The 26,333-nt window shown below is 73.2% G+C and carries 19 protein-coding genes; 12 read left to right on the top strand and 7 right to left on the bottom strand.

From position 1 onward, the window contains the following. The first annotated feature begins 5 nt into the window (after positions 1-5). From ACSMXW_RS31020 to fdhD, 5 genes are read left to right on the top strand one after another with little or no spacing between them, the layout of a single operon-like run. Entirely contained in the window at positions 6-983 is a 978-nt protein-coding gene (locus ACSMXW_RS31020) for a 2-dehydropantoate 2-reductase (protein WP_485801191.1), read from the top strand. Continuing rightward, entirely contained in the window at positions 980-2,953 is a 1,974-nt protein-coding gene (locus ACSMXW_RS31015) for a molybdopterin oxidoreductase family protein (protein WP_485801189.1), read from the top strand. Before ACSMXW_RS31020 ends, ACSMXW_RS31015 begins: the two co-directional genes overlap by 4 nt. Before the next feature lie 19 nt (positions 2,954-2,972). Beyond that, positions 2,973-4,811, top strand: coding sequence for an NAD(P)H-dependent oxidoreductase subunit E (locus ACSMXW_RS31010; RefSeq protein WP_485801187.1), 1,839 nt, complete (start codon positions 2,973-2,975; stop codon positions 4,809-4,811). Beyond that, positions 4,808-5,719 carry a 2Fe-2S iron-sulfur cluster-binding protein gene (locus ACSMXW_RS31005; protein WP_485801186.1) on the top strand — a complete coding sequence of 304 codons (912 nt, stop codon included), beginning with the start codon at positions 4,808-4,810 and terminating at the stop codon, positions 5,717-5,719. The genes ACSMXW_RS31010 and ACSMXW_RS31005 overlap by 4 nt, the downstream gene beginning before the upstream one ends. Positions 5,720-5,726: 7 nt before the next feature. Then, positions 5,727-6,587 (top strand): formate dehydrogenase accessory sulfurtransferase FdhD, encoded by an 861-nt coding sequence (gene fdhD, locus ACSMXW_RS31000; RefSeq protein WP_485801184.1) that lies wholly within the window; start codon positions 5,727-5,729, stop codon positions 6,585-6,587. A 453-nt stretch (positions 6,588-7,040) separates the two neighbouring features. Here fdhD and ACSMXW_RS30995 read toward each other — a convergent pair whose 3' ends face one another. Further along, positions 7,041-7,484 (bottom strand): MarR family winged helix-turn-helix transcriptional regulator, encoded by a 444-nt coding sequence (locus ACSMXW_RS30995; protein WP_485801182.1) that lies wholly within the window; start codon positions 7,482-7,484, stop codon positions 7,041-7,043. 157 nt (positions 7,485-7,641) lie between these two features. Between ACSMXW_RS30995 and ACSMXW_RS30990 the strand changes: the two genes are divergently transcribed. Together ACSMXW_RS30990 and ACSMXW_RS30985 are read left to right on the top strand one after the other, a co-directional pair. Further along, the gene (locus ACSMXW_RS30990; protein ID WP_485801181.1) at positions 7,642-8,559 is read left to right on the top strand and encodes a quinone oxidoreductase family protein; all 918 of its coding nucleotides are present in this window, start codon (positions 7,642-7,644) and stop codon (positions 8,557-8,559) included. Between the two features lie 209 nt (positions 8,560-8,768). Continuing rightward, on the top strand, positions 8,769-10,739 hold the full coding sequence (locus tag ACSMXW_RS30985; protein WP_485801180.1) for an exo-alpha-sialidase: 1,971 nt from the start codon (positions 8,769-8,771) through the stop codon (positions 10,737-10,739). Here the strand turns inward: ACSMXW_RS30985 and ACSMXW_RS30980 are convergent. After that, a complete protein-coding gene (locus tag ACSMXW_RS30980; protein WP_485801178.1) occupies positions 10,723-11,832 on the bottom strand; it encodes a bile acid:sodium symporter family protein in 1,110 nt (369 codons plus the stop codon). The two genes, ACSMXW_RS30985 and ACSMXW_RS30980, sit on opposite strands and share 17 nt — an antisense overlap. Before the next feature lie 350 nt (positions 11,833-12,182). Between ACSMXW_RS30980 and ACSMXW_RS30975 the strand changes: the two genes are divergently transcribed. The 4 genes from ACSMXW_RS30975 (at position 12,183) to ACSMXW_RS30960 (ending at position 17,449) form a co-directional block, all read left to right on the top strand. Next, on the top strand, positions 12,183-13,052 hold the full coding sequence (locus ACSMXW_RS30975; RefSeq protein WP_485801177.1) for a LysR substrate-binding domain-containing protein: 870 nt from the start codon (positions 12,183-12,185) through the stop codon (positions 13,050-13,052). Positions 13,053-13,637: 585 nt separating this feature from the next. Beyond that, positions 13,638-15,464 (top strand): AMP-dependent synthetase/ligase, encoded by a 1,827-nt coding sequence (locus ACSMXW_RS30970; protein WP_485801176.1) that lies wholly within the window; start codon positions 13,638-13,640, stop codon positions 15,462-15,464. A gap of 250 nt (positions 15,465-15,714) precedes the next feature. After that, positions 15,715-16,506 (top strand): aldo/keto reductase, encoded by a 792-nt coding sequence (locus ACSMXW_RS30965; RefSeq protein WP_485808437.1) that lies wholly within the window; start codon positions 15,715-15,717, stop codon positions 16,504-16,506. 217 nt (positions 16,507-16,723) lie between these two features. After that, entirely contained in the window at positions 16,724-17,449 is a 726-nt protein-coding gene (locus ACSMXW_RS30960; RefSeq protein WP_485801174.1) for a glycoside hydrolase family 75 protein, read from the top strand. A 360-nt stretch (positions 17,450-17,809) separates the two neighbouring features. Here the strand turns inward: ACSMXW_RS30960 and ACSMXW_RS30955 are convergent, their stop codons facing one another. Then, complete coding sequence (locus tag ACSMXW_RS30955) at positions 17,810-18,115, bottom strand: 4a-hydroxytetrahydrobiopterin dehydratase (protein WP_485801173.1); 306 nt, start codon at positions 18,113-18,115, stop codon at positions 17,810-17,812. 157 nt (positions 18,116-18,272) lie between these two features. Between ACSMXW_RS30955 and ACSMXW_RS30950 the strand changes: the two genes are divergently transcribed. Continuing rightward, on the top strand, positions 18,273-19,115 hold the full coding sequence (locus tag ACSMXW_RS30950) for a helix-turn-helix domain-containing protein (protein WP_485801171.1): 843 nt from the start codon (positions 18,273-18,275) through the stop codon (positions 19,113-19,115). 96 nt (positions 19,116-19,211) lie between these two features. Here ACSMXW_RS30950 and dnaK read toward each other — a convergent pair whose 3' ends face one another. From dnaK to ACSMXW_RS30930, 4 genes are all read right to left on the bottom strand, one after another. Continuing rightward, a complete protein-coding gene (dnaK, locus tag ACSMXW_RS30945) occupies positions 19,212-21,131 on the bottom strand; it encodes a molecular chaperone DnaK (protein WP_485801170.1) in 1,920 nt (639 codons plus the stop codon). A gap of 426 nt (positions 21,132-21,557) precedes the next feature. Next, positions 21,558-21,983: an OsmC family peroxiredoxin gene (locus ACSMXW_RS30940; protein ID WP_485801168.1), complete on the bottom strand. Its 426-nt coding sequence runs from the start codon at positions 21,981-21,983 to the stop codon at positions 21,558-21,560. A 90-nt stretch (positions 21,984-22,073) separates the two neighbouring features. Next, on the bottom strand, positions 22,074-24,266 hold the full coding sequence (locus ACSMXW_RS30935) for a phage holin family protein (protein WP_485801166.1): 2,193 nt from the start codon (positions 24,264-24,266) through the stop codon (positions 22,074-22,076). 527 nt (positions 24,267-24,793) lie between these two features. After that, positions 24,794-26,137: a site-specific integrase gene (locus ACSMXW_RS30930; RefSeq protein WP_485801164.1), complete on the bottom strand. Its 1,344-nt coding sequence runs from the start codon at positions 26,135-26,137 to the stop codon at positions 24,794-24,796. Positions 26,138-26,333: the final 196 nt, after the last annotated feature.

The raw sequence follows: 26,333 nt of genomic DNA, 5'->3' as shown, positions 1-26,333 counted from the left end.
CCCACGTGAAAGTCGCAGTCCTCGGCGCCGGTGCAATCGGCGCCTACGTCGGCGCCGCGCTCCATCGCGCAGGCGCCGATGTGCATCTCATCGCCCGTGGACCGCATCTGGCGGCCATGAGGCAGCACGGCGTGCGGGTGCTCAGCCCCCGCGGTGATTTCTCCGCGCGCGCCCACGCCACCGACGACCCGGCCGAGGTCGGCCCGGTCGACTACGTCTTCCTGGGTCTGAAGGCCAACTCGTACGCGGCGTGCGGGCCGCTGATCGAGCCCCTTCTGGGTCCCGGGACCGCGGTGATCGCCGCTCAGAACGGCATCCCTTGGTGGTACTTCCACCGGCACGGCGGCCCCTACGACGGCACGCGCATCGAGAGCGTGGACCCGGGCGGGGCGGTCAGTGCCGTGCTCGCCCCGGAGCGCGCGATCGGCTGCGTCGTCTACGCCGCCACCGAACTGAAGGAGCCGGGCGTGGTGCGGCACCTGGAGGGCACCCGGTTCTCCATCGGAGAGCCGGACCGCTCCCGCTCGCCACGCTGCACGGCCTTCAGCGAGGCCATGCGTGAGGGTGGCCTCAAGTGCCCGGTGGAGGAGGAGCTCCGCAGCGACATCTGGATCAAGCTGCTGGGCAACATCTCCTTCAACCCGATCAGCGCGCTCTCCCGCGCGACGATGCGCCAGATGTGCCTGCACGGCGGCACACGCCGTGTCATCGAGATCATGATGATGGAGACGCTCGCGGTGGCCGAGGCCCTCGGCTGCCGTCCCGGCATCTCCGTCGAGCGGCGGCTGGCCGGCGCCGAGCGCGTCGGCGACCACCGCACCTCCACTCTCCAGGACCTGGAGCGCGGCAAACCGCTCGAACTCGACGTGCTGCTCGCGGCCGTCGTGGAACTGGCGGGGATCACCGGGGTCCCGGTGCCGACGCTCCGTACCGTCCACGCCATATCGGACCTGCTGGCAGACCGCATGAGGAGCGCGGCATGAGCGGCACCAACGGCCCCACGGGCCGGAGCAACAGGGCGGGGAAGCGTGACCGCTCCCCGCGCGGCTATCCACGTCTCACCCATCCCCTGGTACGCGACTCGCGTGACGAGCCGTTCCGGCGCGCCACCTGGGACGAGGCGCTGACCAGGGTCGCCGAGGGGCTGGCCGCGCACCGCGGCCGGTTCGGCATGTTCGCGTGCGCACGCGCCACCAACGAGATGAACTACGTGGCGCAGAAGTTCGCCCGGGTGGTGATGGGCACGCACAACGTCGACTCGTGCAACCGCACGTGCCACGCACCGAGCGTGGCGGGCCTGTCGGCCGCGTTCGGCTCCGGCGGCGGCACCTCCTCGTACGAGGAGATCGAGCACACCGACCTGATCGTGATGTGGGGCTCGAACGCCCGCTTCGCGCACCCGATCTTCTTCCAGCACGTCCTGAAGGGCATCAGGAACGGGGCGAGGATGTACGCGGTGGACCCCCGCCGCACCTCCACCGCGGAGTGGGCGGAGAGCTGGCTGGGCCTCAACGTGGGCACGGACATCCCGATGGCGCACGCCATCGGCCGTGAGATCATCCACGCCGGCCTGGCCAACACGGCGTTCATCGAGCGCGCCACCACCGGCTTCGAGGAGTACAGGAAGCTGGTGGAGCCGTGGACGCTCTCCCTGGCCGAGAAGGTGACGGGCGTTCCCGCGGAGGCGATCCGGGACCTGGCGCACTCCTACGCCCGCGCCGAGCGCGCCCAGCTCTGCTGGACCCTCGGCATCACCGAGCACCACAACGGCACCGACAACGTCCGGGCGCTGATCAACCTCTCCCTGCTCACCGGCCACGTCGGCCGCTACGGCTCCGGCCTGCAGCCGCTGCGCGGGCAGAACAACGTGCAGGGCGGCGGTGACATGGGCGCCATCCCGAACCGGCTGCCCGGCTTCCAGGACATCCTGGACCCTGAGACCCGGCACCGTTTCGAGACGTTCTGGGAGACCCGGCTGGAGCCGCACTACGGGCTGAACCTCACCGAGATGTTCGAGGCCATGGAACCTCACACGGGAGGGCCCTCGATCAGGGCGGTCTACTGCATCGGGGAGAACCCGGCACAGTCCGAGGCCGACAGCGAGCAGGCGGTCCGGCGGCTGTCCGCACTGGACTTCCTGGTGGTGCAGGACATCTTCCTCACCAAGACGGCGGAGCTGGCCGACGTGGTGCTGCCCGCCACCGCCGGCTGGGCGGAGACCGACGGCACCACCACCAACAGCGAGCGCCGGGTGCAGCGGGTGCGCAAGGCGGTCACACCGCCCGGCGAGGCCCGCGAGGACATCGACATCATGTGCGACATCGCGAGCCGGCTCGGCCACGACTGGAAGTACGCGGACGCCGAGGCCGTCTGGAACGAGCTCAGGTCCGTCTCGCCGCTGCACCACGGCATGACGTACGAGCGCCTGGCGGAGCACCAGGGCATCCAGTGGCCGTGCCCGGACCTGGACGCGCTGGAGCCGTCGTACCTGCACGGCAGGCTCTGGGACCCCGACCCGGCGAAGCGCGGTCCGCTCGCGCCCTTCGGCCTGGTGCAGCACGACCCGCCGGTCGACCTCACGGACGAGGAGTTCCCGCTCCGGCTGACCACCGGGCGCCGGCTCGACTCGTACAACACCGGGGTGCAGAGCGGCTCGTTCGCCTCGCCGCTGCGCCGCGGCGAGTACGTGGAGCTGTGCCCGGAGGACGCCGAGCGGTACGGGGTGGTCTCCGGCGAGGAGGTCCAGGTCTCCTCGCGGCGCGGCTCGGTGCGGGCGCCGGTGTGGATCGACCCGGCCCTGCGGCCCGGGCTGGCCTTCATGACCATGCACTTCCCGGACGAGGTGGACACCAACCGGCTCACGATCGAGGCGAACGACCCGATCGCGGGGACGGCCGAGTTCAAGGCGGCGGCCATCCGTATCGACAAGCTGCCCGTCGCGGCAATCAGGTAGGGGCAGGTGAGGCAGGCTCATGGATCTGCACTTCGGTGACAGCAAGCCGACCGACGAGGAACGGGCCGCGGTCGACGCGCTGCTCGGCCCGCCCGAGTCGGCCTGGGAGGCGCCCGCCGGCGAGTGGGTCGAGCGCTCGGCGGACGATCTGCGCTGGGCGCGCGGCGGGCGTCCGGCACGGGACCGGCGCGATCTGCTGTTGCCGGGCCTGCACGCCATCAACGACCGCGTCGGGTGGATCAGCGACGGCGCCCTGGACTACCTCTGCCGGCGGCTGACGGTGCCGCCGGCAGAGGCGTACGGGGTGGCCACGTTCTACTCGATGTTCTCGGTGCGGCCGCGCCCCGCGACCGTGCTGCACGTCTGTACCGACCTGGCGTGTGCCGCGCGCGGCGCCTTTGAGGTGTGCGCCGGGATCCAGCAGCGGCTCGGCCCCGGCAGCGGGGTGCACATCGAGCGGAGCCCCTGCCTGGGGCTGTGCGAGCGCGCACCGGCCGCGCTCGCCATCCGGGCCGGCGATCCGGTGCGCACGGCGGTCGCCGCGCCCGCCACCGTGGAGTCCGCCACGCTCGCCGCCACCTCCCCCGGTTCGGCGGACGAGGAGCCGCCGGCGGCGTTCGCGGTGCCGCAGGCCGGCGATCCCTCGCTGGTACTGCTGCGCAGGGTCGGCGTGGTGGACCCCGCCTCACTCGACGACTACCGCGCCGAGGGCGGCTACACGGCACTGCGCCGCGCCTTCGACATCGGGCCCGCCGAGGTGATCCGCGAGGTGACCGACGCCGGCCTGGTGGGCCGCGGCGGTGCCGCCTTCCCCACGGGCCGCAAGTGGCAGGCCACCGCCGCCCAGCCGGACCACCCGCACTACGTGGTCTGCAACGCGGACGAGTCCGAACCGGGCACCTTCAAGGACCGGGTCATCATGGAGGGCGATCCGTACGCCCTGATCGAGTCCATGACCATCGCGGGCTACGCGGTGGGCGCCCACCACGGCTACCTGTACCTGCGCGGCGAGTACCCGCGCGCGCTGGCCCGTCTGACGCACGCCATCGAGCAGGCCCGCGCCCGCGGCCTGCTCGGCGACGACGTGATGGGGCAGGGCTACGCGTTCGACATCGAGATACGGCGCGGCGCCGGCGCCTACATCTGCGGCGAGGAGACCGCGCTGTTCAACTCGATCGAGGGCTACCGGGGCGAGCCGCGCTCCAAGCCGCCGTTCCCGGTCGAGAAGGGCCTGTTCGGCAAGCCCACCGCGGAGAACAACGTCGAGACGCTGGTGAACGTCCTGCCCATCCTGACCATGGGCGCCGAGGCGTATGCGGCGATCGGCACCGGGAAGTCGACCGGACCGAAGCTGTTCTGCGTCTCCGGGTCCGTGGCGCGGCCCGGCATCTACGAGCTGCCGTTCGGGGCCACGCTCGGGGAACTGCTGGAGCTGGCGGGCCCGCCGGAGAGGCTGCGCGCGGTGCTGCTGGGCGGTGCGGCGGGCGGCTTTGTGCGCCCCGACGAGCTGGACATCCCGCTGACCTTCGAGGGCACCCGCGAGGCCGGCACCACCCTGGGCTCGGGAGTGGTGCTCGCGCTGGACGACACGGTGCCGCTGCCGCGCATCCTGCTGAGGATCGCGGAGTTCTTCCGGGACGAGTCGTGCGGCCAGTGCGTGCCGTGCCGGGTGGGCACGGTCCGGCAGGAGGAGGCCCTCACCCGGCTCCTGGAGCGCACCGGGGCCGCGGCGGAGAACGACATCGCCCTGCTCCGTGAGGTGGGCCGCGCCATGCGGGACGCCTCCATCTGCGGTCTCGGGCAGACCGCGTGGAACGCCGTCGAGTCAGCCATCGACCGTCTGGGAGCGTACGCATGACCACCGCAGAGAGCCCCGTCCGGGGCACCGCAGCCGGGGCGGGCCGCAGCACGGCCGTGCCGCTCGCCCCGCCGCGCCGGCTCCTCGAGTTCACCATCGACGACGAGCCCGTGCGGGTGCCGGAGGGGTCGACGATCCTGGACGCCTGCCGGGCCCGGGGCAAGGACATCCCGACCCTGTGCCAGGGCGACACGCTCACCCCCAAGAACGCCTGCCGGGTCTGCATGGTCGAGGTGGAGGGCTCCCGCACCCTCGTCCCGGCCTGCTCACGGCGCGCCGAGGCGGGCATGACGGTCCGTACGGACACCGAGCGGGCCCGGCACAGCCGCAAGATCGTCCTGGAGCTGCTGGCGTCCTCCGTGGACCTCTCGACGACCCCCGGGGCCGCCGAGTGGATCAAGGAGTACGACGCGGAGCCGGACCGCTTCGGCCCGGACGCGGCGCGCCTGAACGAGGAGCCCAAGGTCGACAACGACCTGTACGTCCGGGACTACGACAAGTGCATCCTCTGCTACAAGTGCGTGGACGCCTGCGGCGACCAGTGGCAGAACACCTTCGCCATCTCCGTCGCGGGCCGCGGCTTCGACGCCCGGATCGCGGTGGAGCACGACGCGCCGCTCACCGAGTCGGCCTGCGTGTACTGCGGCAACTGCATCGAGGTGTGCCCGACGGGCGCGCTCAGCTTCAAGAGCGAGTTCGACATGCGTGCGGCCGGCACCTGGGACGAGTCGAAGCAGACGGAGACGACCACGGTGTGCGCCTACTGCGGCGTGGGCTGCAACCTCACGCTCCATGTGCAGGACAATGAGATCGTCAAGGTCACCTCTCCGCACGACAACCCGGTGACCCATGGCAACCTCTGCATCAAGGGCCGTTTCGGCTACCAGCACGTACAGAACCGGGAATGAGCAGACCATGGGACGAGTCACCGAGCGACGCCGTGTCATCCGCGTCCGGGACGGACAGATCTCCAGGCGCCCGGACACCCTCGTCGCCGAGGAGCCACTGGAGATCCGGCTGAACGGCAAGCCCCTCGCCATCACGATGCGCACCCCGGGCGACGACTTCGCGCTCGCGGCGGGCTTCCTGGTGAGCGAGGGGGTGCTCGCCTCGGCCGACGACCTGCAGAACATCGTCTACTGCGCCGGGGCGACGGTGGACGGAAGCAACACCTACAACGTGGTCGACGTGGTGACCGCCCCGGGCGTCCAGCTCCCCGACATCACCCTGGAGCGCAACGTCTACACGACCTCATCGTGCGGCCTGTGCGGCAAGGCCAGTCTCGATGCGGTGCGCACGACCGCCCGCTTCCCGATCGACGACACCGCGGGCGGCGCGCCCCCGGTCCGGCTCGAACCGGCCCTGCTGGCGGAGCTCCCCGACCGGCTGCGCGCCGCTCAGCGGGTCTTCGACCGGACCGGGGGACTGCACGCGGCGGCGCTGTTCTCCACCGACGGCGAGCTGCTTGACGTCCGCGAGGACGTCGGGCGGCACAACGCCGTCGACAAACTGGTCGGCAGGGCCCTGCAGAGCGGGCGGCTGCCGATCGCGCGTACCATCCTCCTCGTCTCCGGACGAGCCTCCTTCGAACTCGCGCAGAAGGCGGTGATGGCGGGCATCCCGGTCCTCGCGGCCGTCTCGGCCCCGTCGTCGCTCGCCGTCGACCTGGCCGAGGAGGCGGGCCTGACGCTGGTCGGTTTCCTGCGCGGGTCATCCATGAACGTGTACGCGGGCGAGCACCGGATCGCCCTGCGGGCCGCGGCCGCCCAGGGCTGACCCCCCGCTCCCTGCGGACACGACGGCGGGACCCCGGCCGGCGGGGAGCGCCCCCTGCGCCGGCCGGGTCCCGCACGCCGCAGGGATCGGCCCTGGGCGAGGGCGCCCTGAAGAGGGCGCACCCCCGAAGGGGGGCGCACCCCGAAGGGGCGCGGGGAACTGCGCGCCCAGCCCCCCACAAACCGGCAGCCGAACACAAGACGGCAAGGGGCAGCCCCCGAAGGGGCGCGGGGAACCGCGCAAACAAGCCGAACCAGCCGACAGCCGACACCCGAACACAAGTCCACAAGTCCACAAGTCCACAAGAGGCAACCGCCAAAGGGGCGCGGGGGCCACCCCGGACAGGCCCCGACCGACAGCCGGACACAAGACCGCGAGGGGCCGGGCATTCAGGCCCGCCGCAGGCGCACACCCGGGCGGGGAACGCCCGAACAACCCCCCGCGGCAAAGGCCTCAGCCGCGCACCCCGGACACCCGGTACACCATGTCCACGAACTGCTCGCGCTCCTGAGCCGTGAGGGGCGCGAGCAGCACGTCATTGGCCCCCCGCGCCGCAATGGCACAGCGCTCCGCGGCCCGCCGCCCCGCCTCGGTGACGGTCACCGCGTTCTTGCGGCGGTCCGCAGGGTCGGGTGCGCGCTCGATCAGCCCGGCCGCCTGAAGCTCGTTGAGGATGCCGACCATGTCCTTGGGGTCGAGCGAGACGCTGCGGCCCAGCTCCGCCTGGGCAATCGGACCGAGGTCGACGGCGGCCGCCAGCACGACGTGCTGCCACATCGTCAGGCCCTCACGGGCCAGCACCTCCGCGACCAGGCCCCGCCCGCGCGCGGCGGCACGGCCGAGAAGCCAACTGGGCAGGGAACGGATGTTGCGGGGCGCGGGCGGTGTGGCGGGCATGGCGGCAGTCTACCCAGAAATCATTGGTAGCCCCCACGATTCCCGGGTATCGTTGGTCTCACCAACGACACCCGGGCGCACCGGCCGCCCGGAACCGGGCAGACCGCGGCGCCCAGGCGTGAGCACCGCTCCCCGCGAGAGCTCCAGGAGGTCATGGATGCGCCGCATCCGATACACCCACACGGGCGGCCCGCTGCTGACCGAGGAGACCCGGGTGCCCACGCCGGGCCCCGGCGAGCTGCTCGTGCGCACCGAGGCGATCGGGGTCACGCTCCCCGTCGTACGGAAGGTGCACGAGTCCCCCGAGCCGATCCCGCTGGCCGGCGAGATCGCCGGCGAGGTGGCGGCGGTGGGCGAAGGCACGACGACCCACCGGGTGGGCGACCGCGTCACGGGCCTCTGCTTCGGGCACGGCTACGCCGACTACGCCCTGCTCTCGGCCGCCATGGCGAGCCCGGTACCGGACGGCGCCACGGCCGTCGACGCGGTCGCCCTGGTGCGCAGCGGCCTGGTGGCACTCGGCGCGCTGGCCGCGGCACGCCCCCGGCGGGGCGAGGCCGCGCTGGTCACGGCGGCGGCCAGCGGCGTCGGCCACCTCGCCGTCCAGCTCGCCCGGGCGCGCGGTGCCGCACGGGTCGTCGCGGCGGTGTCGGACCCGGCCAAGGGCCCGTTCCTGCGCGGCCTCGGCGCCGACGAGGTGGTGGCCTACCACGAGGAGCCGTGGGGTGAGCCGGTGGACTACGCACTCGACGCCGTGGGCGGCGAACTGCTCACCCCGGCGCTGGCCGCGCTCGCGCCGGGCGGTCGGCTGGTGGCGTACAGCTCGGGCGGCGGCACCGTCTCGGCGTACGACCTCCTGGTGGGCGCCAAGTCCGTGACGGGCTTTCAGATCGCCCGGATCGCCCGCGAGCAGCCCGCCCGGTACGAGCGGTGGCGCAGGGAGCTGTGGCGGCTCTTCACCAAGGGCGCCCTGCGGCCCGCGGTGCACGGGCGGTTCACCCTTGAGGACGCCGGGAAGGCGCATGAGGCGGTCAAGAGCAGAAACAACCTCGGCAAGGTGGTCCTGGTTCCCTGAGCCCCCGCCACGGCACCGCGGCGCCACCGCCCGCGCCAGGACGTCCGCGGCCGCGGACCGGGCCCGGCCCCGATCCGGGTGCCGCACCACGCACTTCGACACCGCACGCTTCTTGTGGGCCGTGCGCCGACACCCGTAGCGTTTGAGACCTTGCACGTTGGACGTGGGATGTCCAGGATGCCCGGACGCCATGAAGGGCAGGTCTCGCCATGCCGTCACACCTTCGTGCCCGCCTGAGATCCACCGGCGGCACGGGAACGCCCCGGACCACAGGGGTCCGCGGCCCCGCCCGGCCCGTCAGAACCCTCGCGCTTCTCGCCCTCGCGCTCGCCGCGGCCTTCGCCCTGGCCGCTCCCCCGGCCGTGGGCCGGGCCCGGGCCGCCACGCCCACCGCGGGCTTCGCCCAGCAGGTTCTCTTCAAGGCTGCCCAGGATCCGGGGTACGCGTGCTTCCGGATCCCCGCCGTCGTGCGGACCGTCGCGGGCACCCTGCTCGCCTTCGCCGAGGGCCGGGTGCACGACTGCGGCGACGCCGGCGACATCGACATCGTCGTCAAGCGCTCCACCGACGACGGCCGCACCTGGGGCCCGCTGACCGTGGTCAACCACGGCGGCGGCGACACCCACGGCAACCCCGCACCCGTGGTGGACCGCAGGACCGGCCGCATCCTGCTGGCGGAGACCTACAACACCGGCCGCACGGACGGCAGGAGCTGCAGCGTCCCCTGCGACCGCACCCCGCACCTGCAGTACAGCGACGACGACGGCCGCACCTGGTCGCAGCCGCGCGACCTCAGCACCGAGATCCTGCCGCCCACCTGGAACTCCTGGTACGCGACGGGGCCGGTGCACGGCATCCAGCTCGTCCACGGCAGGCACCGGGGCCGGCTGGTCTTCGCCGTCAACACCGAGACCTGGGACGGCACCCGGGTCACCGCCAACAACGCCGCGCTGATCGTCAGCGACGACGGCGGCGACCACTGGCACATCGGCGCCCACGACTCGTGGCCCATCGCCACCGACGGAACGTTCCGTCAGAAGCCGTCGGAGATGACGCTCGCCGAGCGGGGCGACGGCACGGTCTACGTGAGCGGCCGGGAGCAGGACGGCACGGACCTCGGGCACCGCACCGAGGCGGTCAGCAGGGACGGCGGCAGCAGCTTCGAGGCACCCTTCCGCGCCCAGCCCGACCTGTACGCGCCGATGGTGCAGGGCTCCGTTTTGAACCTGGGCCACGACCACCTGCTGATGTCCTGCCCGGCCGACCCCGACCGGCGCAGGACGATGATGGTCCGCTCCTCCTGGGACGGCGGCCGCACCTGGGACGGTGTGGACCGCGGCACCGTCGTCACCACCGACTGGTCCGGCTACTCCGACCTCGTGGGGGCCCGGGACGGCACCATCGGGCTGCTGTACGAGGGCGGGGCGGTGGACGCCCGGGACGAGATCCGGTTCGCCCGCTTCACACGCGACTGGCTCGCCCCGCGGCAGGGCCGCTACCCGACCACCGCCGACGCGGCCCCGGGCGAACCGCCCGCGAACGTGCTCGGCGGCCCCCGGCAGACCCGCGGGCCGCTCGGCGGCGCACTGTCCTTCGACGGCGCCGACGACGCCGTACGGCTGCCGTTCCGCGAGGACCTGCGGCTCGGCACCCGGGACTTCACGGCGTCGCTGTGGTTCCGCTACACCGCCACCACCGGGGAGCAGCCGCTGCTGTGGATGGGCGGCATAGGGGACACCCAGCCGCAGGTGTGGCTGCGCGCCGAGCCCGCGTCGAACCGCATCACCGGACTGATCACCACCCGCGACGGCGCCCGCCCGCCCGCGACGGCGTACGTGCGCGTCACGGGCGCGTACAACGACGGCCGCTGGCACCACCTCGCGCTGCGCCGCAGCGGCGGGAGGCTGACGCTGGCGGTGGACCTCACCGCGACGAGCGGGCCCGACGTGCCGGGCTCGGTGAGCCGCAACTCACCGTTCGGCGTCCACGTCGGCCAGCGGATGGACAGCAGGGCCTTCTTCACCGGCGCGATCGACGACGTGCGCGTCTGGGCGACGGGGCTCGGCGACACGCAGCTGACCGCGCTCGGCGCCGGGCAGCCGGCGGCCGGGTCCCACGGGCCGTGGGACCACGACCTGGTGCTGTGGCTGCCGCTGGACCGGGTCAGCGGACGGCGCTGACGCTGTGCCGCGCAGCCCTCGCTCCGGGGCCCGCGGCCAGGTCCCGGGACGCCGGGCCGCCGGACACCGGCTCCCCGGCCTCCTGGGCCCGGTCCGCCGGCTGCCCGGACGCCGGGGGCTGCGGGTCCTGGGCGCGCCGCCGTGCGATGACGGCGCACACCATCAGCTGCATCTGGTGGAAGAGCATCAGCGGCAGCACCGCCAGCGAGGCCTGCGCGCCGAAGAGCACGCTGGCCATGGGCAGACCGGAGGCCAGGGACTTCTTCGACCCGGCGAACTGGATCGCGATCCGGTCGGCGCGGTCGAAGCCGAGCCGCCGGCTCCCGTACCAGGTGGCGGCCAGCATCACGGCGAGCAGCACCGCCTCCACGCCGAGCAGGGCCACCAGCCGCACGACGGTGACCTGGTGCCAGATGCCGCGCACCATGCCCTCGCTGAACGCGGTGTAGACGACGAGCAGGATGGAGCCGCGGTCCACCAGGCCGAGGACGCGCTTGTGCCGCAGTATGAACGCGCCGGTCCAGCGGCGCAGCAGCTGCCCGGCCAGGAACGGCACCAGGAGTTGCAGCACGATCTGCGCCAGCGCCCCGCCCGAGAAGCCCGTGAAGCCGCTGCCGCGCAGCAGCCCCGCGGCGAGCAGCGGCGTGAGGACGATGCCGGCCAGCGAGGAGAAGGAGCCCGCGCAGATCGCTGCAGGGACGTTTCCGCGCGCGATCGAGGTGAAGGCGATGGACGACTGGATGGTGGACGGCACCAGCGTCAGGAACAGAAAACCGCTGTAGAGCGCGGGCGTCAGCACATACGGCACCAGCCCCCGGGCGGCCAGGCCGAGCACCGGGAAGAGGACGAACGTGCAGGCCAGGACGGTGACATGGAGCCGCCAGTGGGCCAGGCCGCGCAGCGCCTCCCGGGTGGACAGGCGCGCGCCGTAGAGGAAGAACAGCAGGGCCACCGCGGCCGTGGAGGCGAAGGACGCGCCGTCTGCGGCGGCGCCGCGGGCCGGCAGCAGCGCCGCGACCGCGACGGTGGCGAGCAACAGCAGGATGTAGGGGTCGACCGGCAGCCAGGAGGGCCAGGTCAGGCGCTTGAGCATGCGCTCCTCGTACGTGAGATGTGGTGCCCGGCCGTGTGGTGTTCCCGGCCGCTTGCGCAGGCACGATCCGCGCCACTCGGGCTCGGATCGTGCCCTCTCCATCATCCCCCTGATCATGGTGATCGGGAATCCGGCATACAGAACTGACTGCGATCGCGATGCGTGATATCAAGTGGGTACTTTCCGGGTAAACCGAGCAACTCGGGCGCCCGTGCAGGGGTGCGGCGGTGCGTGGCCCCGCCTCGAAGGGGGAGCCCCGTCGCGTCGGGTCACCGGCGGCCCCACCCGCACACCCGGGAGCGGGATGACCCCGATCACCACGGCCGGGGCCGACGCTCTAAGGTCGTCCCGTGTACGACCCCTCGCAGCTTCGTACCTTCCTGGCAGTGGCCCAGACCCTCAGCTTCACCCGGGCCGCCCGACGGCTCGGCCTGCGCCAGTCGACCGTCAGCCAGCACGTCCGGCGGCTGGAGGCCGCGGCGGGACGGCAGCTCTTCCTGCGGGACACGCATGCGGTGGAGCTGACCGAGGACGGCGAGGCGATGCTCGGTTTCGCCCGTCGCATCCTGGAGGTGCACGATCAGGCAGCCGCGTTCTTCGCGGGCACCCGGCTGCGCGGCCGACTCCGGTTCGGCGCGTCGGAGGACTTCGTCCTCACCCGCCTGACCGACATCCTGGAGGCCTTCCGGCACGAGCACCCCGATGTGGACCTGGAGCTGACGGTGGAACTGTCCGGGACGCTGCACGAGCAGCTGGCCGCGGGCAAGCTGGACCTGGTGCTGGCCAAGCGGCGGCCGCACGGCCCGCGCGGCGAGACGGTCTGGCACGACCGGCTGGTGTGGATCGGCGCGGAGCGGCTGCGCCTGGACCCGGACCGCCCGGTGCCGCTGATCATCTATCCACCGCCCGGCATCACCCGCGCCCGCGCGCTGGAGGCGCTGGAGCGGCAGGGCCGGCCATGGCGCATCGCCTGCACCAGCGGCAGCCTCAGCGGGCTGATCGCCGCGGCCCGTGCGGGGCTGGGCGTGATGGCGCACTCCCGCGGCCTGATCCCGCCGGGCCTCGCCCCGGTCCCGGACCGGGCGGACCTGCCCGACCTGGGCGATGTCGACTTCGTCCTGCTGCACGGCCGCCGCCCCGGCTCGGCCCAGGGCGCGGCGGACGCGCTGGCGGCGGCGATCCTGGCGGGCGGGGACCGGTTGCACCGCGCGGCGCGGTAGCCGTCGCCGGCCCGCGGACGGACGTGGGCGCGGCCCGGACCCAGGCGCCGCACCGCCCGCGCCGTCAACGCGCGGCACCGGACAGGCCAGCCGCTTCACCTGGGCCGTGAAGGGTGCCGTCGCCACGTGCCGCACGGCGCGCGGGCCGCCGAGCCGCGTGCGGGACGCGGCCGGGGCAGGTGCTGCGGGACGCGGCCGGGGCAGGTGCTGCGGGCCACCCTCGCGTCGTGGCCCTACGCGGCGGGCGCCGGCCGCGGTGGCCGGCCGGCGCGCCGGGGCTCGTCCCGGTGCGGGACGGGCGGCCGGAGCCCGGCGCGGCGGCGCCACGGTGGACCGCAGGGGCCGGCCGGCGACCTGGAATCGGGGCGAACCGGCCGTGACCGGCCAGTACAGATTCAGTGGAGATTACGGGTCCGAAACTTACGGTGTCGTAAGTGAATCTGTCCCAGCCCTCCGCTTGTGGCCGCATTTGACCGGGCTGACCTGTGCATACACCACGGACCCCACGAGAAGACACCCCTCCCGCCGGGGGCCCGTGGTGGGGTACCGTCACCGGCGCTGTGCGGAGCGCCACAAGGAGCACCATTGCGCGAGTTCACCTCCCCTCCCCTGGACATTCTGCCGCCGCCGACCGGCGGCCTGGCCGACGTGATCTTCGAGCATGCCCAAGATGATCCGCAGGCCGTCATCATGGGCCGCAAGGACGACGACGGCCACTGGAACGACGTGACCGCGGCCGAGTTCCGCGACGAGGTGCTGGCCCTCGCCAAGGGGCTGCTGGCCCAGGGCGTCCGGTTCGGCGACCGCGTGGCGATCATGTGCCGTACCCGCTACGAGTGGACCCTCTTCGACTTCGCCTTCTGGACGATCGGCGCCCAGGTGGTGCCCGTCTACCCGACGTCGTCGGCCGAGCAGGTCTGCTGGATGCTGCACGACGCGCAGGTGTCCGCCGCGATGGTCGAGCACGAGGACCACGCGATGACGGTCGGCTCGGTCATAGACCGGCTGCCGCAGTTGCGCCGCCTGTGGCAGCTGGACGCGGGCGCCGTGCAGGAGCTGTACGACGCGGGGGCGCACCTGGACGACGACGTGGTGGTCCGCCACCGGCAGGCGGTCACCCCGGACTCGATCGCGACCGTGATCTACACCTCGGGCACCACCGGCCGCCCCAAGGGATGTGTGATCAGCCACGCGAACTTCATGTTCGAGGCGGACACAGTGCTCGAACGCTGGAAGCCGATGTTCCGCTCCAGGCGGAAGGACACGGCGGCCACCTTGCTCTTCCTGCCGCTCGCGCACGTCTTCGGACGCATGGTGGAGGTCGCGGCGATCCGCGGCAGGGTGAAGCTCGGCCACCAGCCGAACATGAGCGCGACGGCCCTGCTGCCGGACCTGGCGGTGTTCCGGCCGACGTTCATCCTGGCCGTGCCGTACATCTTCGAGAAGGTCTTCAACGCCGCACGCCGCAAGGCCGAGCGCGAGGGCAAGGCCGGCCCGTTCGACAAGGCCGTCGAGGTGGCGGTGCGGCACGCGGACGCGATGGAGGCCAAGGCCTTCGGCACCGGCCCCGGGCCATCCGCGGCACTGCGGATGCAGCACCAGGTCTTCGACAAACTGGTCTACTCGAAGATGCGCGACGCGCTGGGCGGCCGAATGCGGCACGCGGTGTCCGGCGGCTCGGGGATGGACCGGCGGCTCGGGCTGTTCTTCGCCGGCGCGGGCGTCACCATCTACGAGGGCTACGGCCTCACCGAGTCCACCGCGGCCGCCGCCGCCAACCCGCCCGAGCAGACCCGGTTCGGCACGGTCGGCAGGGCTATCCCCGGCACCACGGTGCACATCGCGGACGACGGCGAGGTGTGGCTGCGCGGCGGGCACGTCTTCCAGGGATACCTGAACGATCCCAAGGCGACCGACCAGACTCTGCACGACGGCTGGCTGGCCACCGGTGACCTGGGCTCGCTCGACGAGGACGGCTACCTCACCATCACCGGCCGCAAGAAGGAGATCCTGGTCACCTCCGGCGGCAAGAGCGTCCAGCCCGCACAGTTGGAGGAGCGGGTGCGGGAGCATCCGCTGGTCGCGCAGTGCATCGTGGTCGGCAACGACCGTCCGTACATCGCGGCGCTGGTCACGCTGGATACCGAGGCCGTGGAGCACTGGCTCGATATGCGCGGCAAGCCGATGCCCGCGGCGGCCGAGCTGGTGCGCGACCCGGAACTGGAGACCGAGGTGCGGCGCGCCGTGGTGGCGGCGAACACCCTGGTGTCCCAGGCGGAGTCCATCCGCACCTTCCGGATCCTGGCCCACCAGTTCACGGAGGAGCACGGGCTGCTCACGCCGTCGCTGAAGCTGAAGCGGAAGGCGATCGAGCAGGCGTACGCGGCCGAGGTCGAAGCGCTGTATCCGTGATCCGGCCGCCCGCGAGGGCCCGTGCCGACTCCCCTCACATGGGTCCGTACCCTGGACCCGGCGAGGTCCGTACCGTGGCCTCCCGCCCGCCATCCGGTGGCCGGAATCCGCCCCGAGGACGCGGGTGTGCCGACGCCAGGAATGCGGGGCGCGGCGCCGCTCGTTCCATGGATGAGCACCCAACCGACGAATGAAGGATCGAGAGCTCGTGAGCAAGGTCCCCCCGATCATCCTGAACAACGGCGTCGAGATGCCCCAGCTCGGTTTCGGTGTCTGGCAGGTGCCCGACGACGAGGCCGTGCGAGCGGTGGGCACGGCGCTGGAGGCCGGGTACCGCAGCATCGACACGGCCGCCGTCTACGGCAACGAGAAGGGCACCGGCCGTGCCATCGCCGAGTCCGGCGTGCCGCGCGAGGAGCTCTTCGTCACCACCAAGCTGTGGAACGGCGACCAGGGGTACGACACCACGCTGCGCGCGTTCGACGCCTCCCTGGAGAAGCTGGGGCTCGACTACGTCGACCTGTACCTGATCCACTGGCCGGTGCCGGCCCAGGACAAGTACGTCGAGACGTACAAGGCCTTCGAGAAGCTCCACGCGGACGGCCGGGCCAGGTCGATCGGTGTCTCCAACTTCCTGCCCGAGCACCTGCGGCGGCTGCTCGACGAGACGTCCGTGATCCCCGCGGTGAACCAGATCGAGCTGCACCCGCAGTTCCCGCAGCGCGAGGCCCGCGAGTTCCACGCCGAGCAGGGCATCACCACGGAGGCCTGGTCGCCGCTGGGCCAGGGCAAGGGCCTGCTGGACGTGCCCGCGCTCGCGGTGATCGCGCAGAAGCACGGCAGGACCCCGGCGCAGGTCGTGCTGCGCTGGCACGTCCAGCTCGGCAACGTCGTCATCCCGAAGTCGGTGACGCCCTCCCGGATCAGGGAGAACATCGACGTCTTCAGCTTCGAGCTGGACACCGAGGACCTGGCCGCGATCAGCGCGCTCAACGAGGACCGTCGCCTCGGCGGCGACCCGGCGACGTTCAACATGACCTGATCATGGCCTGATCTCGGCCACCCCTGACGGCACGGGCCGCCGTCGCACCCCCGGTGCGGCGGCGGCCTTTCGCATGGGCCCGGCCACGGGGTGCGCCCCGGTCCGGCAACGCTCCGGACGATCACGGCCCGGAGTCTTGACGCGCTCATGTCGGGCGCGTCAGATTGGGCGGACTCCCGTAAGGAAACTTTCCTAACAGAAGGGTGCACCCCCCACCATGCGTGCTCGCACACTGACGCTGGCCGCCGCCGCAGGCGCCGCCCTGCTGTCCACCGCCGCCCTCCCCGCGCTCGCCGCCCCCGCCCGCCCCGCCGCCCACACGGCCGTCGCGGCACACGCCGCCCCCAGCGTGAAGGAGGGCTCGGTCAGCGCCTCCGCCCTGCTGGCGAAGGTGCAGAACTGCAGCCAGATCTCCAACGGCAAGTACCGCACCGACGAGGAGACCAGCGCCACCATCCCCGTCTGCGGCGCGAACGGCGCGGTGTTCTGGAAGGCCGACATGGACATCGACTGCGACGGCAGGGTCACCGCCGAGTGCAACGGCGACACCGACCCCTGGTTCCAGGACGACACCGCCTTCCACACCTCGAACGACCAGCCCCTGACCGCCGCCCAGCTGCCGTACGTGGTGGTGCCCAGCGCCAGCGGCACCTGGAACTACCAGAACGCCGGGATCAGGGGCGGCGGCGTGGTCGCCGTGATCTACAACAACAAGGTCGAGTACGCGGTGGTGGGCGACACCGGCCCCACCGCCATCATCGGCGAGGCCTCCTACGCCACCGCCTCCGCACTCGGCATCGACCCCGACCCGGAGACCGGCGGCGCCGACTCCGGCGTGACGTACATCCTCTTCAAGAACTCCCAGGTCTCCCCCATCGAGAGCCACAGCGCCGCGGTCACCCTCGGCAACCAGCTCGCCCAGCAGTTCGTGAACGGCAACTGAGGCACGCCCCACCGGCCGGTCGCAGCGGCCCGCGGGCCCCTCGTGCCTGCGGGCCCCCAACGGCCCGCGCCCCCGGCGACCGGCCCCGAGGCGACCGGCCCCGACCGGCCACCGGCCACCCCGGCGACGTCTACCTGTGCCACCCGTTCCCGGTGCCCGCGACCCCGGCCGCACCACGGCAGCCGGCCCCGCTTCATGGCCCAGCCGCCGCTGCACCCCGCCCAGCCGTACCGGCTCGACCGCCCCGACGGCGCCTACTCGCCCGTGGAGCGCGCGATGCGCAGGGGGCTGAGTGCGGGGACGGGGACGGGTGAGGGAGCGCGTTCGGGAGCGCCGTGCGGAGTCAGCGGCGTGGGGGGGTCAGTGCGCGCCGTGCACCGCGGAGAGTTCCTCGACACGGTGGGCCAGGCGGAAGTCGAGTGCGGTGACGGCGCCGCCCACGCTGTGGGTGTTCACCGTCAGGCCCACGGTGTTGTAGCCGAGCGTCAGCTCCGCGTGGTGGCCCAGCTCCTCCTGCACCTGGGCGATGTGCACGACCATCGCGGTGGCCGCGAAGTGCGAGCCGAGCCGGTAGGAACGGGCCAGCCGGTCGCCGTCCAGCGTCCAGCCCGGCAGTTCGTGCAGCCGGTCGGCGATGTCCTCCTGCGCCAGCGGTGCGACGGCCATGCCTGTGTCCTCTCTCGACGACGCTCGTCCCAGCGTGTCTCGGCGACGCTCATTCCAGCGTGTCTCGGCGACACTCATTCCAGCGTGCCACAGCCACAGCCGCCCCGAGCCCGCGGAAGGCCGCCGCCCCGCCCGGTGCGTCGTCTACCGTCTTTCCATGACCACCGCCGCGGCCCCCCGCTCCCGAACCGCCCCGCCCGCGCGGGGCGTCGGCCCGCTGCTGCGCGACTGGCGCACCCGGCGACGGGTGAGCCAGCTGGAGCTGGCCCTGCGCGCCGGCTCCTCGGCACGGCACATCAGCTTCGTCGAGACCGGCAGGTCCCGGCCCAGCGAGGAACTCGTACTGCGGCTCGCCGAGCACCTGGACGTGCCCGTGCGGGAGCGGAACGCGCTGCTCCTCGCGGCGGGTTACGCCCCCCGCTTCCCCGAGACACCCCTCGACGGCCCCGCCCTGTCCACGCTCAGGACGGGCATCGAGACGATGCTGCGCGGCTACGAGCCCTACCCGGCGCTCGTCGTGGACGCGACCTACACCGTGCTCGCCGCCAACCACGGCCTCGCCCCGCTGCTCGACGGCATCGCCGGGGAACTGCTCACACCGCCCGTGAACACCATGCGCCTGACCCTGCACCCCCGCGGCCTGGCCCCGCGCATCCGCAATCTGGCCGAGTGGCGCGGCCACCTGCTGGCCCAGATGGAGCGCCAGCTCGCCCTGCACCGCTCCCCCGCCCTGCGCGCGCTGTACGAGGAGGTGGCCGGCTACCCGGCCCCCGACACCGCCGGCGAGGAGGCACCGCAGCCACGGACCACCGACGAGGGCGCACCTGCGCCCTTCGCGCTGCCGCTGCACCTCGCGCACGACGGCCGGGTGCTGTCGTTCGTGTCCTCGATCGCCACGTTCAACACCCCCATGGACGTCACCGTCGCCGAGCTGGCCATCGAGACCCTGCTGCCCGCCGATCCGGAGACGGCCGCCCACCTGCACGCCCGGACGCCCTGACCACCGCGCGGCCGGCGCGCGACCAGGCCGGGGCGATCGTCGGGCCACCCGCCCAGCCGCCACGGCCATAGGCCACCCGGTCAGCCGCCACGACCGTCAGGCCGCCCCGGCCCCGCCGCGCCGGTCCCGCTCGTCGTCGTCCACGATCTCCGCGTCGACCACGTCCTCGGAACCCTGGCCGCCCTGGCCGCCTGCCCCCGCGCCGCCCTGCTGCGCGGAGCCGGCGCCCTGCGCGCCCTCGCCGCCCGCGGGACCCTCGGTCCCCGCGTACATGGCCTGCCCCATCTTCTGGCTGACGGCGGCCAGTCGCTCGGCGCTGGTGCGCAGCTGCTCGGTGTTGGTGTCGGACGGGTCCGCGTCCAGCAGGCGCTTGACGTCGCCGATGGCCGACTCCACCTCGCTCCTGGTGTCCGCGGGCACCCGCTCGGGGTTGTCCGCGAGGAACCGCTCCGTCTGGTAGACGAGCTGCTCCGCCTGGTTGCGGGTCTCGGCGCTCTCCCGGCGCCTGCGGTCCTCCTCCGCGTACTCCTCGGCGTCCCGCACCATGCGGTCGATGTCGTCCTTCGGCAGCGCGGAGCCGCCGGTGACGGTCATCTTCTGCTCCCGGCCGGTCGCGAGGTCCTTCGCGTAGACGTGCATGATCCCGTTGGCGTCGATGTCGAAGGTCACCTCGATCTGCGGCACCCCCCGGGGCGCCGGCGGCAGGCCGGTGAGGTCGAAGACGCCGAGCTTCTTGTTGTACGCGGCGATGTCCCGCTCGCCCTGGAAGACCTGGATACCGACGGACGGCTGGTTGTCGGCGGCCGTGGTGAAGATCTCCGAGCGCTTGGTGGGGATCGTGGTGTTCCGCTCGATCAGCTTCGTCATGATGCCGCCCTTGGTCTCGATGCCCAGGGACAGCGGGGTCACGTCGAGCAGCAGTACGTCCTTGACGTCACCGCGGATCACACCCGCCTGGAGTGCCGCGCCCACGGCGACCACCTCGTCGGGGTTGACGCCCTTGTGCGGGTCCTTGCCGGTCAGCTCCTTGACCAGGTCCGTCACCGCGGGCATCCGGGTGGAGCCGCCGACGAGGATCACGTGGTCGACCTTGGACAGCTCGATCCCGGCATCGTCCATGGCCTGGTGGAACGGCTTCTTGGTGCGCTCGAGCAGGTCGGCGGTGAGCTCCTGGAACTGGGCGCGGGTCAGCCGCTCGTCCAGGTGCAGCGGACCCTCGGCGGAGGCCGTGATGTACGGCAGGTTGATGGTCGTCTCGGTGGACGAGGACAGCTCGATCTTCGCCTTCTCCGCGGCCTCACGGAGCCGCTGGAGCGCCATCCTGTCCTGGGCGAGGTCGATGCCGTACCCGTTCTTGAACTGCTTCACCAGGTGGTCGACGACCCGCTGGTCCCAGTCGTCACCGCCGAGGTGGGTGTCGCCGTTGGTGGCCTTCACCTCGATGACGCCCTCGCCGATCTCCAGCAGCGAGACGTCGAAGGTACCCCCGCCGAGGTCGAAGACGAGGACGGTCTGCTCGTCCCCGCGGTCCAGGCCGTACGCGAGCGCCGCCGCGGTCGGCTCGTTGATGATCCGCAGGACGTTCAGCCCCGCGATCTCGCCGGCCTCCTTGGTGGCCTGCCGCTGGGCGTCGTCGAAGTACGCCGGCACGGTGACCACCGCGTCCGTGACGTCCTCACCGAGGTAGGACTCCGTGTCCCGCTTCAGCTTCTGCAGGACCCGCGCGGACAGCTCCTGGGCCGTGTACCGGGAGCCGTCGATGTCGCCCTGGGCGGGGAAGCGCCAGTCCGCCTCGCCCATGTGCCGCTTCACGGAGCGTGCCGTGCGGTCCACGTTGGTGACCGCCTGCCGCTTGGCGACCTCACCCACCAGCACGTCGCCGTTCTTCCCGAAGGCGATCACGGACGGGGTGGTCCTGGCGCCCTCCGCGTTCGCCACCACCGTCGGCTCGCCGCCCTCCAGGACCGCGACCACCGAGTTGGTCGTGCCGAGGTCGATCCCGACCGCGCGTGCCATGTCCGTCCCCTTCCGCCGACCCGGGTTCTTCCATACTCCAGCACAAAACTTGAGTGCCCTCTTGTCAAGCACCGGCTGGCCAGGGGTCGAGTACCCGAATCGACGACGGTAAAGTCCGCAGGCGCCGGGCAGAAGCCTTCGGGACGGGGCCCCTGGGCTTAGGCCCGAAGCCAGAAGCCAGAAGCCCAGGGGCCGGAGGCCGGAGGCCGAGGAGGCCGGCGGTGCCGAACCCACCACAGGACCGCGGTCCGGGACGCCCTCCGACTCCCCCTCCCACAGCCCCCGAGCGACGCGCGGCCCGCCGGCAGACGGCGAACGCCGAAGACAGCGCTGCCGCGGCACCCCCGAGGGGGCGCCGCGGCAGCGCGACACGAACGGGCACCGCGCCGGCACCGGAACACCACCTGATCCGGCGCCGGTGCCGGATCAGGCCAGCTTCGCCGTCAGCGTGATGGTCGTACCGGCCAGCGCCTGGCTCACCGGGCAGTTGGCCTTGGCCCCCTCCGCCGCGGCCACGAACGCGGCGCTGTCGATCCCCGGAACCTGGCCTTCCACCGTCAGGTGGATACCGGTGATGCCGGTGCCCGGCTGGAACGTCACGTCGGCGGAGGTCGTCAGGCGCGCCGCGGGCGTCCCCGCGCCGGCCAGGGCGTGCGAGAGGGCCATCGAGAAGCAGCTCGAGTGAGCCGCCGCGATCAGCTCCTCGGGGCTGGTCTTGCCGTTCGCCTCCTCGGCGCGGGACGCCCAGGTCACGGGCTGCTCACCCATGTCCGAGGAGTCGAAGGTCACCACACCCCTGCCCTCGATCAGGCTGCCTTCCCAGACGGTGTGTGCGGAACGCGTGGTTGCCACGGCGGATTTCCCTTTCCAAGACGGTGCAGAGCTTACGTCGGCCCCATCCGATCACATACCGGCCACGGATACCCGCCTACCCCCGGAACATCACCGCGGCAGCACCCCGGAAGCGGCGTCCCGCTGCCCGGGCAGCGGCCGGACGCCACCGGCGTCCACCGCTCCCCCCGCCCCGCCGGCCTCCGCGAGCCACCGCCGCAGCACACGGTGCACCTGCTCCGCACCGACCAGCGGCACCCCGTCCGCGACCGGTGCGGAGAATGCCAGGGGCGACAGCAGGAAGGGCCGGGACTGCGCACCGCCGAGCCCACCGTGCGAACCGATCTGCTCCTCGAGGGCCAGCACCTCCCCGCTCACCGGGTCATACCGGGAATTGACCATGATGTCGGCGGTGTGCTCGAACGCATGCGTACGGCGCACGGCCGCCACCGCACCCGGCCCGAAGCCCGCCAGCGGCCCCGGATCCGCATCCAGCGCGCCCAACGGCACCACCGCACCGCCCGCGCCCAGCACCACCCCGCCGTGCACCTCGTCGGCGACCAGCACGAACCCCACACCCGGATGCCCCGCGAGCATCGACAGCAGCGCCGGATGCCTCCGGTCGATCTCCTGGCGGGTCATCCGGTGCGGCACGTCCGGGAACGACACCAGACCCAGGTTGCCGGAGGCCAGCACCACCGGGTCCGAGCGGCGCCCGTGCGGATGCCACCCGGCGGCCTCCTCCACCGGCCGGCGCAGCGCCGCCCGCGCGGCGTTCCGCGCCTCCGCGCCCCGGGCTCCGTCCCGCCGCCCGGCGATCCGCAGCGCCCCCGCGGCCCGCCGCGGCACCGGCAGCCCGCAGCCCGCCCTCACCAGTTCCCCGAGCGTCAGCCCGTACCGCCCGAGGAACGTCTCACCGGGGCTCTGCCCGTGATCGGAGAGGACCACGATCCGGTACGGCCGCGGCGCGTGCCGCGCCGCCTTGCCGATCAGCGCCAGCGAACGGTCGAGCCGCCGGAGCACCTTCACGGCGTCCCCGCTGTGCGGCCCCGAGTGGTGCGCCACCTCGTCGTACGCGACCAGATCGGCGTAGATCGCGGTACGCCCCACCAGCAGGTCCCCGATCACGGCGGCGACCACCACGTCCCGTTCCACGACCGTGGCGAACGCCCGGATGAGCGGATAGAGCCCACCGCGGCCCACCCGCGGCCGCTCGCCCCGCAGCCGCGCCCGGGTGGCCTGCACCAGCTCACGGACGACCTCGGCGGCGAACGAGACGGCGGTGCGCACCGCGTTGGCCGGATCGCTGAAGTAGGCGAAGTAACCGGCCCGCGAGCGGTTGCGCGGACCACGCCGCGCCGCCATCGACAGCACCAGTGCGAGCTGCCGGGCACCGCCGTCGAAGAGGTTGCCCCGGCTGGCCCCGTCCTCGGCCAGCAGACCGGCGTCACCGGTGCGCTCGACGGCACGGCGCTGGAGCTCATGGGCGCTGCTCGGGCGGTTGCAGACCATCACCTCGCGGCTGTCCTTCTCGTACCAGCGGAAGGCGGGCACGTCGTGGTTGGTGCCGTGCAGGATGCCGAGCTGGCTGGCGCCGGTCTGGCTGGACCAGTCGGTCCGCCAGGGCGTCAGACGGTGGCTGGGCGCCACGGCGTCCTCGGCACCGCCCGGTCCTCCCCCGGCCGCCCCCGGGCCGCCCGGCCGGCCCAGCCAGCCGCCCACGGTGGGCATCAGGCCCCTGCGCACAGCGTCCACGAGGACGTCGTGACCGACGCCGTCGAGTTGGATGAAGACGGTGCCCGGAGTGTACGGACAGGCGTCCCCGCTGCGTCTGCGGCGGCGGTCGGCGAGGCGGGAGAGCCGGCGGCGGTAGGCCTCGTCGTCGCGGACGGCGAGCGCCGTGCCGGTGGCCGAGGCCACGGCCGACATCGCCGCCGCCACCACGACCGCGGTCTCCCACGCGGCTCCGCCCCGCCCCGACGGGTTCAGCCGCAGCGCGAGCAGCAGCAGCGAGCCGTTCAGGAAGAACACCAGCAGCCCGAGCACCAGCGCCGGCACCAGCAGCAGCGCACGCACCAGCAGCGGCCACACCAGCGCGGAGAGCAGTCCGAAGCCACCCGCGCCGCAGGCCGCGGTGACGGCGATCCGGGTGGCACTGTCACCGTGCGCGGACTGGAGCCGGAAGTCCGGCAGGATGCCCGCGAGCACCAGCATGGTGACGGTGGCGACCGCCCACACCACGATCACCCGCAGCACGGCACTGCCGATCCGCCGCCAGCGCACCCTGATCACGCCCGCCCTCATCCCGCACCCTCGCTCGTCCCGCGCCGCCCGGCCCGCTCGTCGCCCCCGCAGCGTCCCCCCACCGCAGGTCGCGGCCCGCCCGCACGGACGGACCCGCCCCAGCGTAACCAGGCGCCGGCACTCCCCCGGGGCACGGAGGGTCGTGCGAGGGCGCGGTGCGGGGCGCACGGCGGACTCGGGCGGGGCGCGCGGCGGATGGTGGGGGCGCGTGGGCGGAAACAGAGGTGGAGGGCACGGTGGGGGGCGGGTGGTGAGGAGGCAAGTGGGCGCAAGGGCCTGTTAACGACGACTGACAGAGCGGCGGTCATCGTCGGCGGGATCTCGCGGGTGCGGGCCCCCTCGGGTGCGGGCCCCCTCGGGCGCGGGGTTGCCCTCGGGTGCGGGGTTGCCCTCGGGTGCGGGGTTGCCCTCGGGCGCGGGGCTCCCCTGGGGCCTCCCCCACCCCGGCCACGACCGTGACGGCACGCGGACACCCGACCGCCCTGCCCCGCCGCACCCGGCAAGACCCCGCCGCACCGGACGCGCCGTCAGAGCGGCGTGAGCGGGGTGAAGTGTGCCGCCCGGTCCAGGGCGCGGAGGAGTTCGGGTTCGAAGCCCGCGCGCGGGACGTCCAGGGCGGGCAGGCCTCCGGAGCCGAGCACGGCGAGCTGTGCGCGGTGGGTGGCGCCGAGCCGCCAGGCCTCGCGCAGTACGCGGCGGGCCTCGGCGCGCGCGGCCCGGTCGACGGGTTCCGCGGAGCGAGCGGCGGACGCGGTGGTGGGGACGCCGGAGACGGTGGCGCCGTCGACCGGCGCACCGGGCTCGGCGGCGCGGGGAGCGGGCGGTGCGGCGAGCCGGCGGCCCGCCTTCTCCAGGCGGTGTGCCAGGACCGCGGCGCGTTCCGGGTCCCCGGCCGGGGCGGTGCGGGATCCTGGGTACGTCACGCCACGGCGGAGTTGTTCCATGCGTTCCGGCAGCGGGGTCCAGCCGGGCTCGCCCGCGAGTTCGGCGTTCACGCGGGTCACGGCCGCGGTGTACGCCCGGGCGGCGCCGCGGGGTTGGAGCGGGGTGCCCGGGGGGCGGTACCGCGGCCCGGCTCCGTCGTCGGCAGGGCCGCCGTGGTTGCCCCGCACGGAGACCCAGAGCCGGTCCGCGCCGCCCGTCACGTCGGTCATCAGCAGGCGGCGCACGAGGAGCCAGCGGTGCAGTGCCGTCCGTGTGGTCCGGCGCAGCGGGTGGACCTCCACGACGGGCGGGACGCCGGGCGTGCCGTTCTGCGGGCGGCGCACGAGGCGGACCTCGTCCAGAGCGGGCGAGAGGTCGTCGAGGCGGATCGCGCACAGCTCGCCGACCCGGGCGCCGGTGTCCAGCACCACGCCGGCCAGCGCGAGCATCCTGACCCACCGCGGGTAGCCGCGGGTCAGGATCCCGCCCTCAGCGGTCCACTTGGTGCGCCGGCCGATGTGGTCGGCGAGGGTCTGGAGGCCGGCGCGGAGCCGTTCGCCGCGGGCCGCGTCGACCGGCTCCTTGCGGGGCAGTTCCGCCAGCCGCCGCAGATGGTGCACCGGCAGGCCGAGCCGGCGTTGCAGGAGCACCATGACTCCTGAGCGCACCATCGCCGTCGCCTCGCTGGTGGGGCGCTTGGCGCCCCGGTCGCGCAGGTCGCCCGCGAGCGCGAGCCGTTCGTACGCCCGCAGGGAGGGCGGGGCGAGGACGTCGGCCAGGGCGTCGGCCACGGTCAGCGGATGGTCGGGGTGTTGCAGAGCGCGTACCAGTTCGCGGGCGTGCGCCCGGATCTGGCGCCGGCGGGCGTCGGACGGCGCCGCCGCGCACACCGCCTCGACGGCCCGCCTGAGTTCGGGCACCTCGTCCAGAACGTCTGCCGTCGTCATGCCCGGCACGGTAGCGGTACCCACGTGCGGTCGCGCGCGGTCCGCTGTGCGCGTGCCGTCCGGCCGCTGTGTGCGCGCCGTCCCAGCCGCTGTGCGCGTGCTGTGCGCGTGCCGTCCCAGCCGCTGTGTGCGCGCCGTTCCCGCCGCTGTGCGCGTGCTGTCCCGGGTCGACCGCTTGTTCGGACGGTTCGGACGG

This window comes from Streptomyces sp. DSM 116793 (genome assembly GCF_057320905.1).
This window is presented reverse-complemented; position numbering and strand designations above follow the sequence as displayed.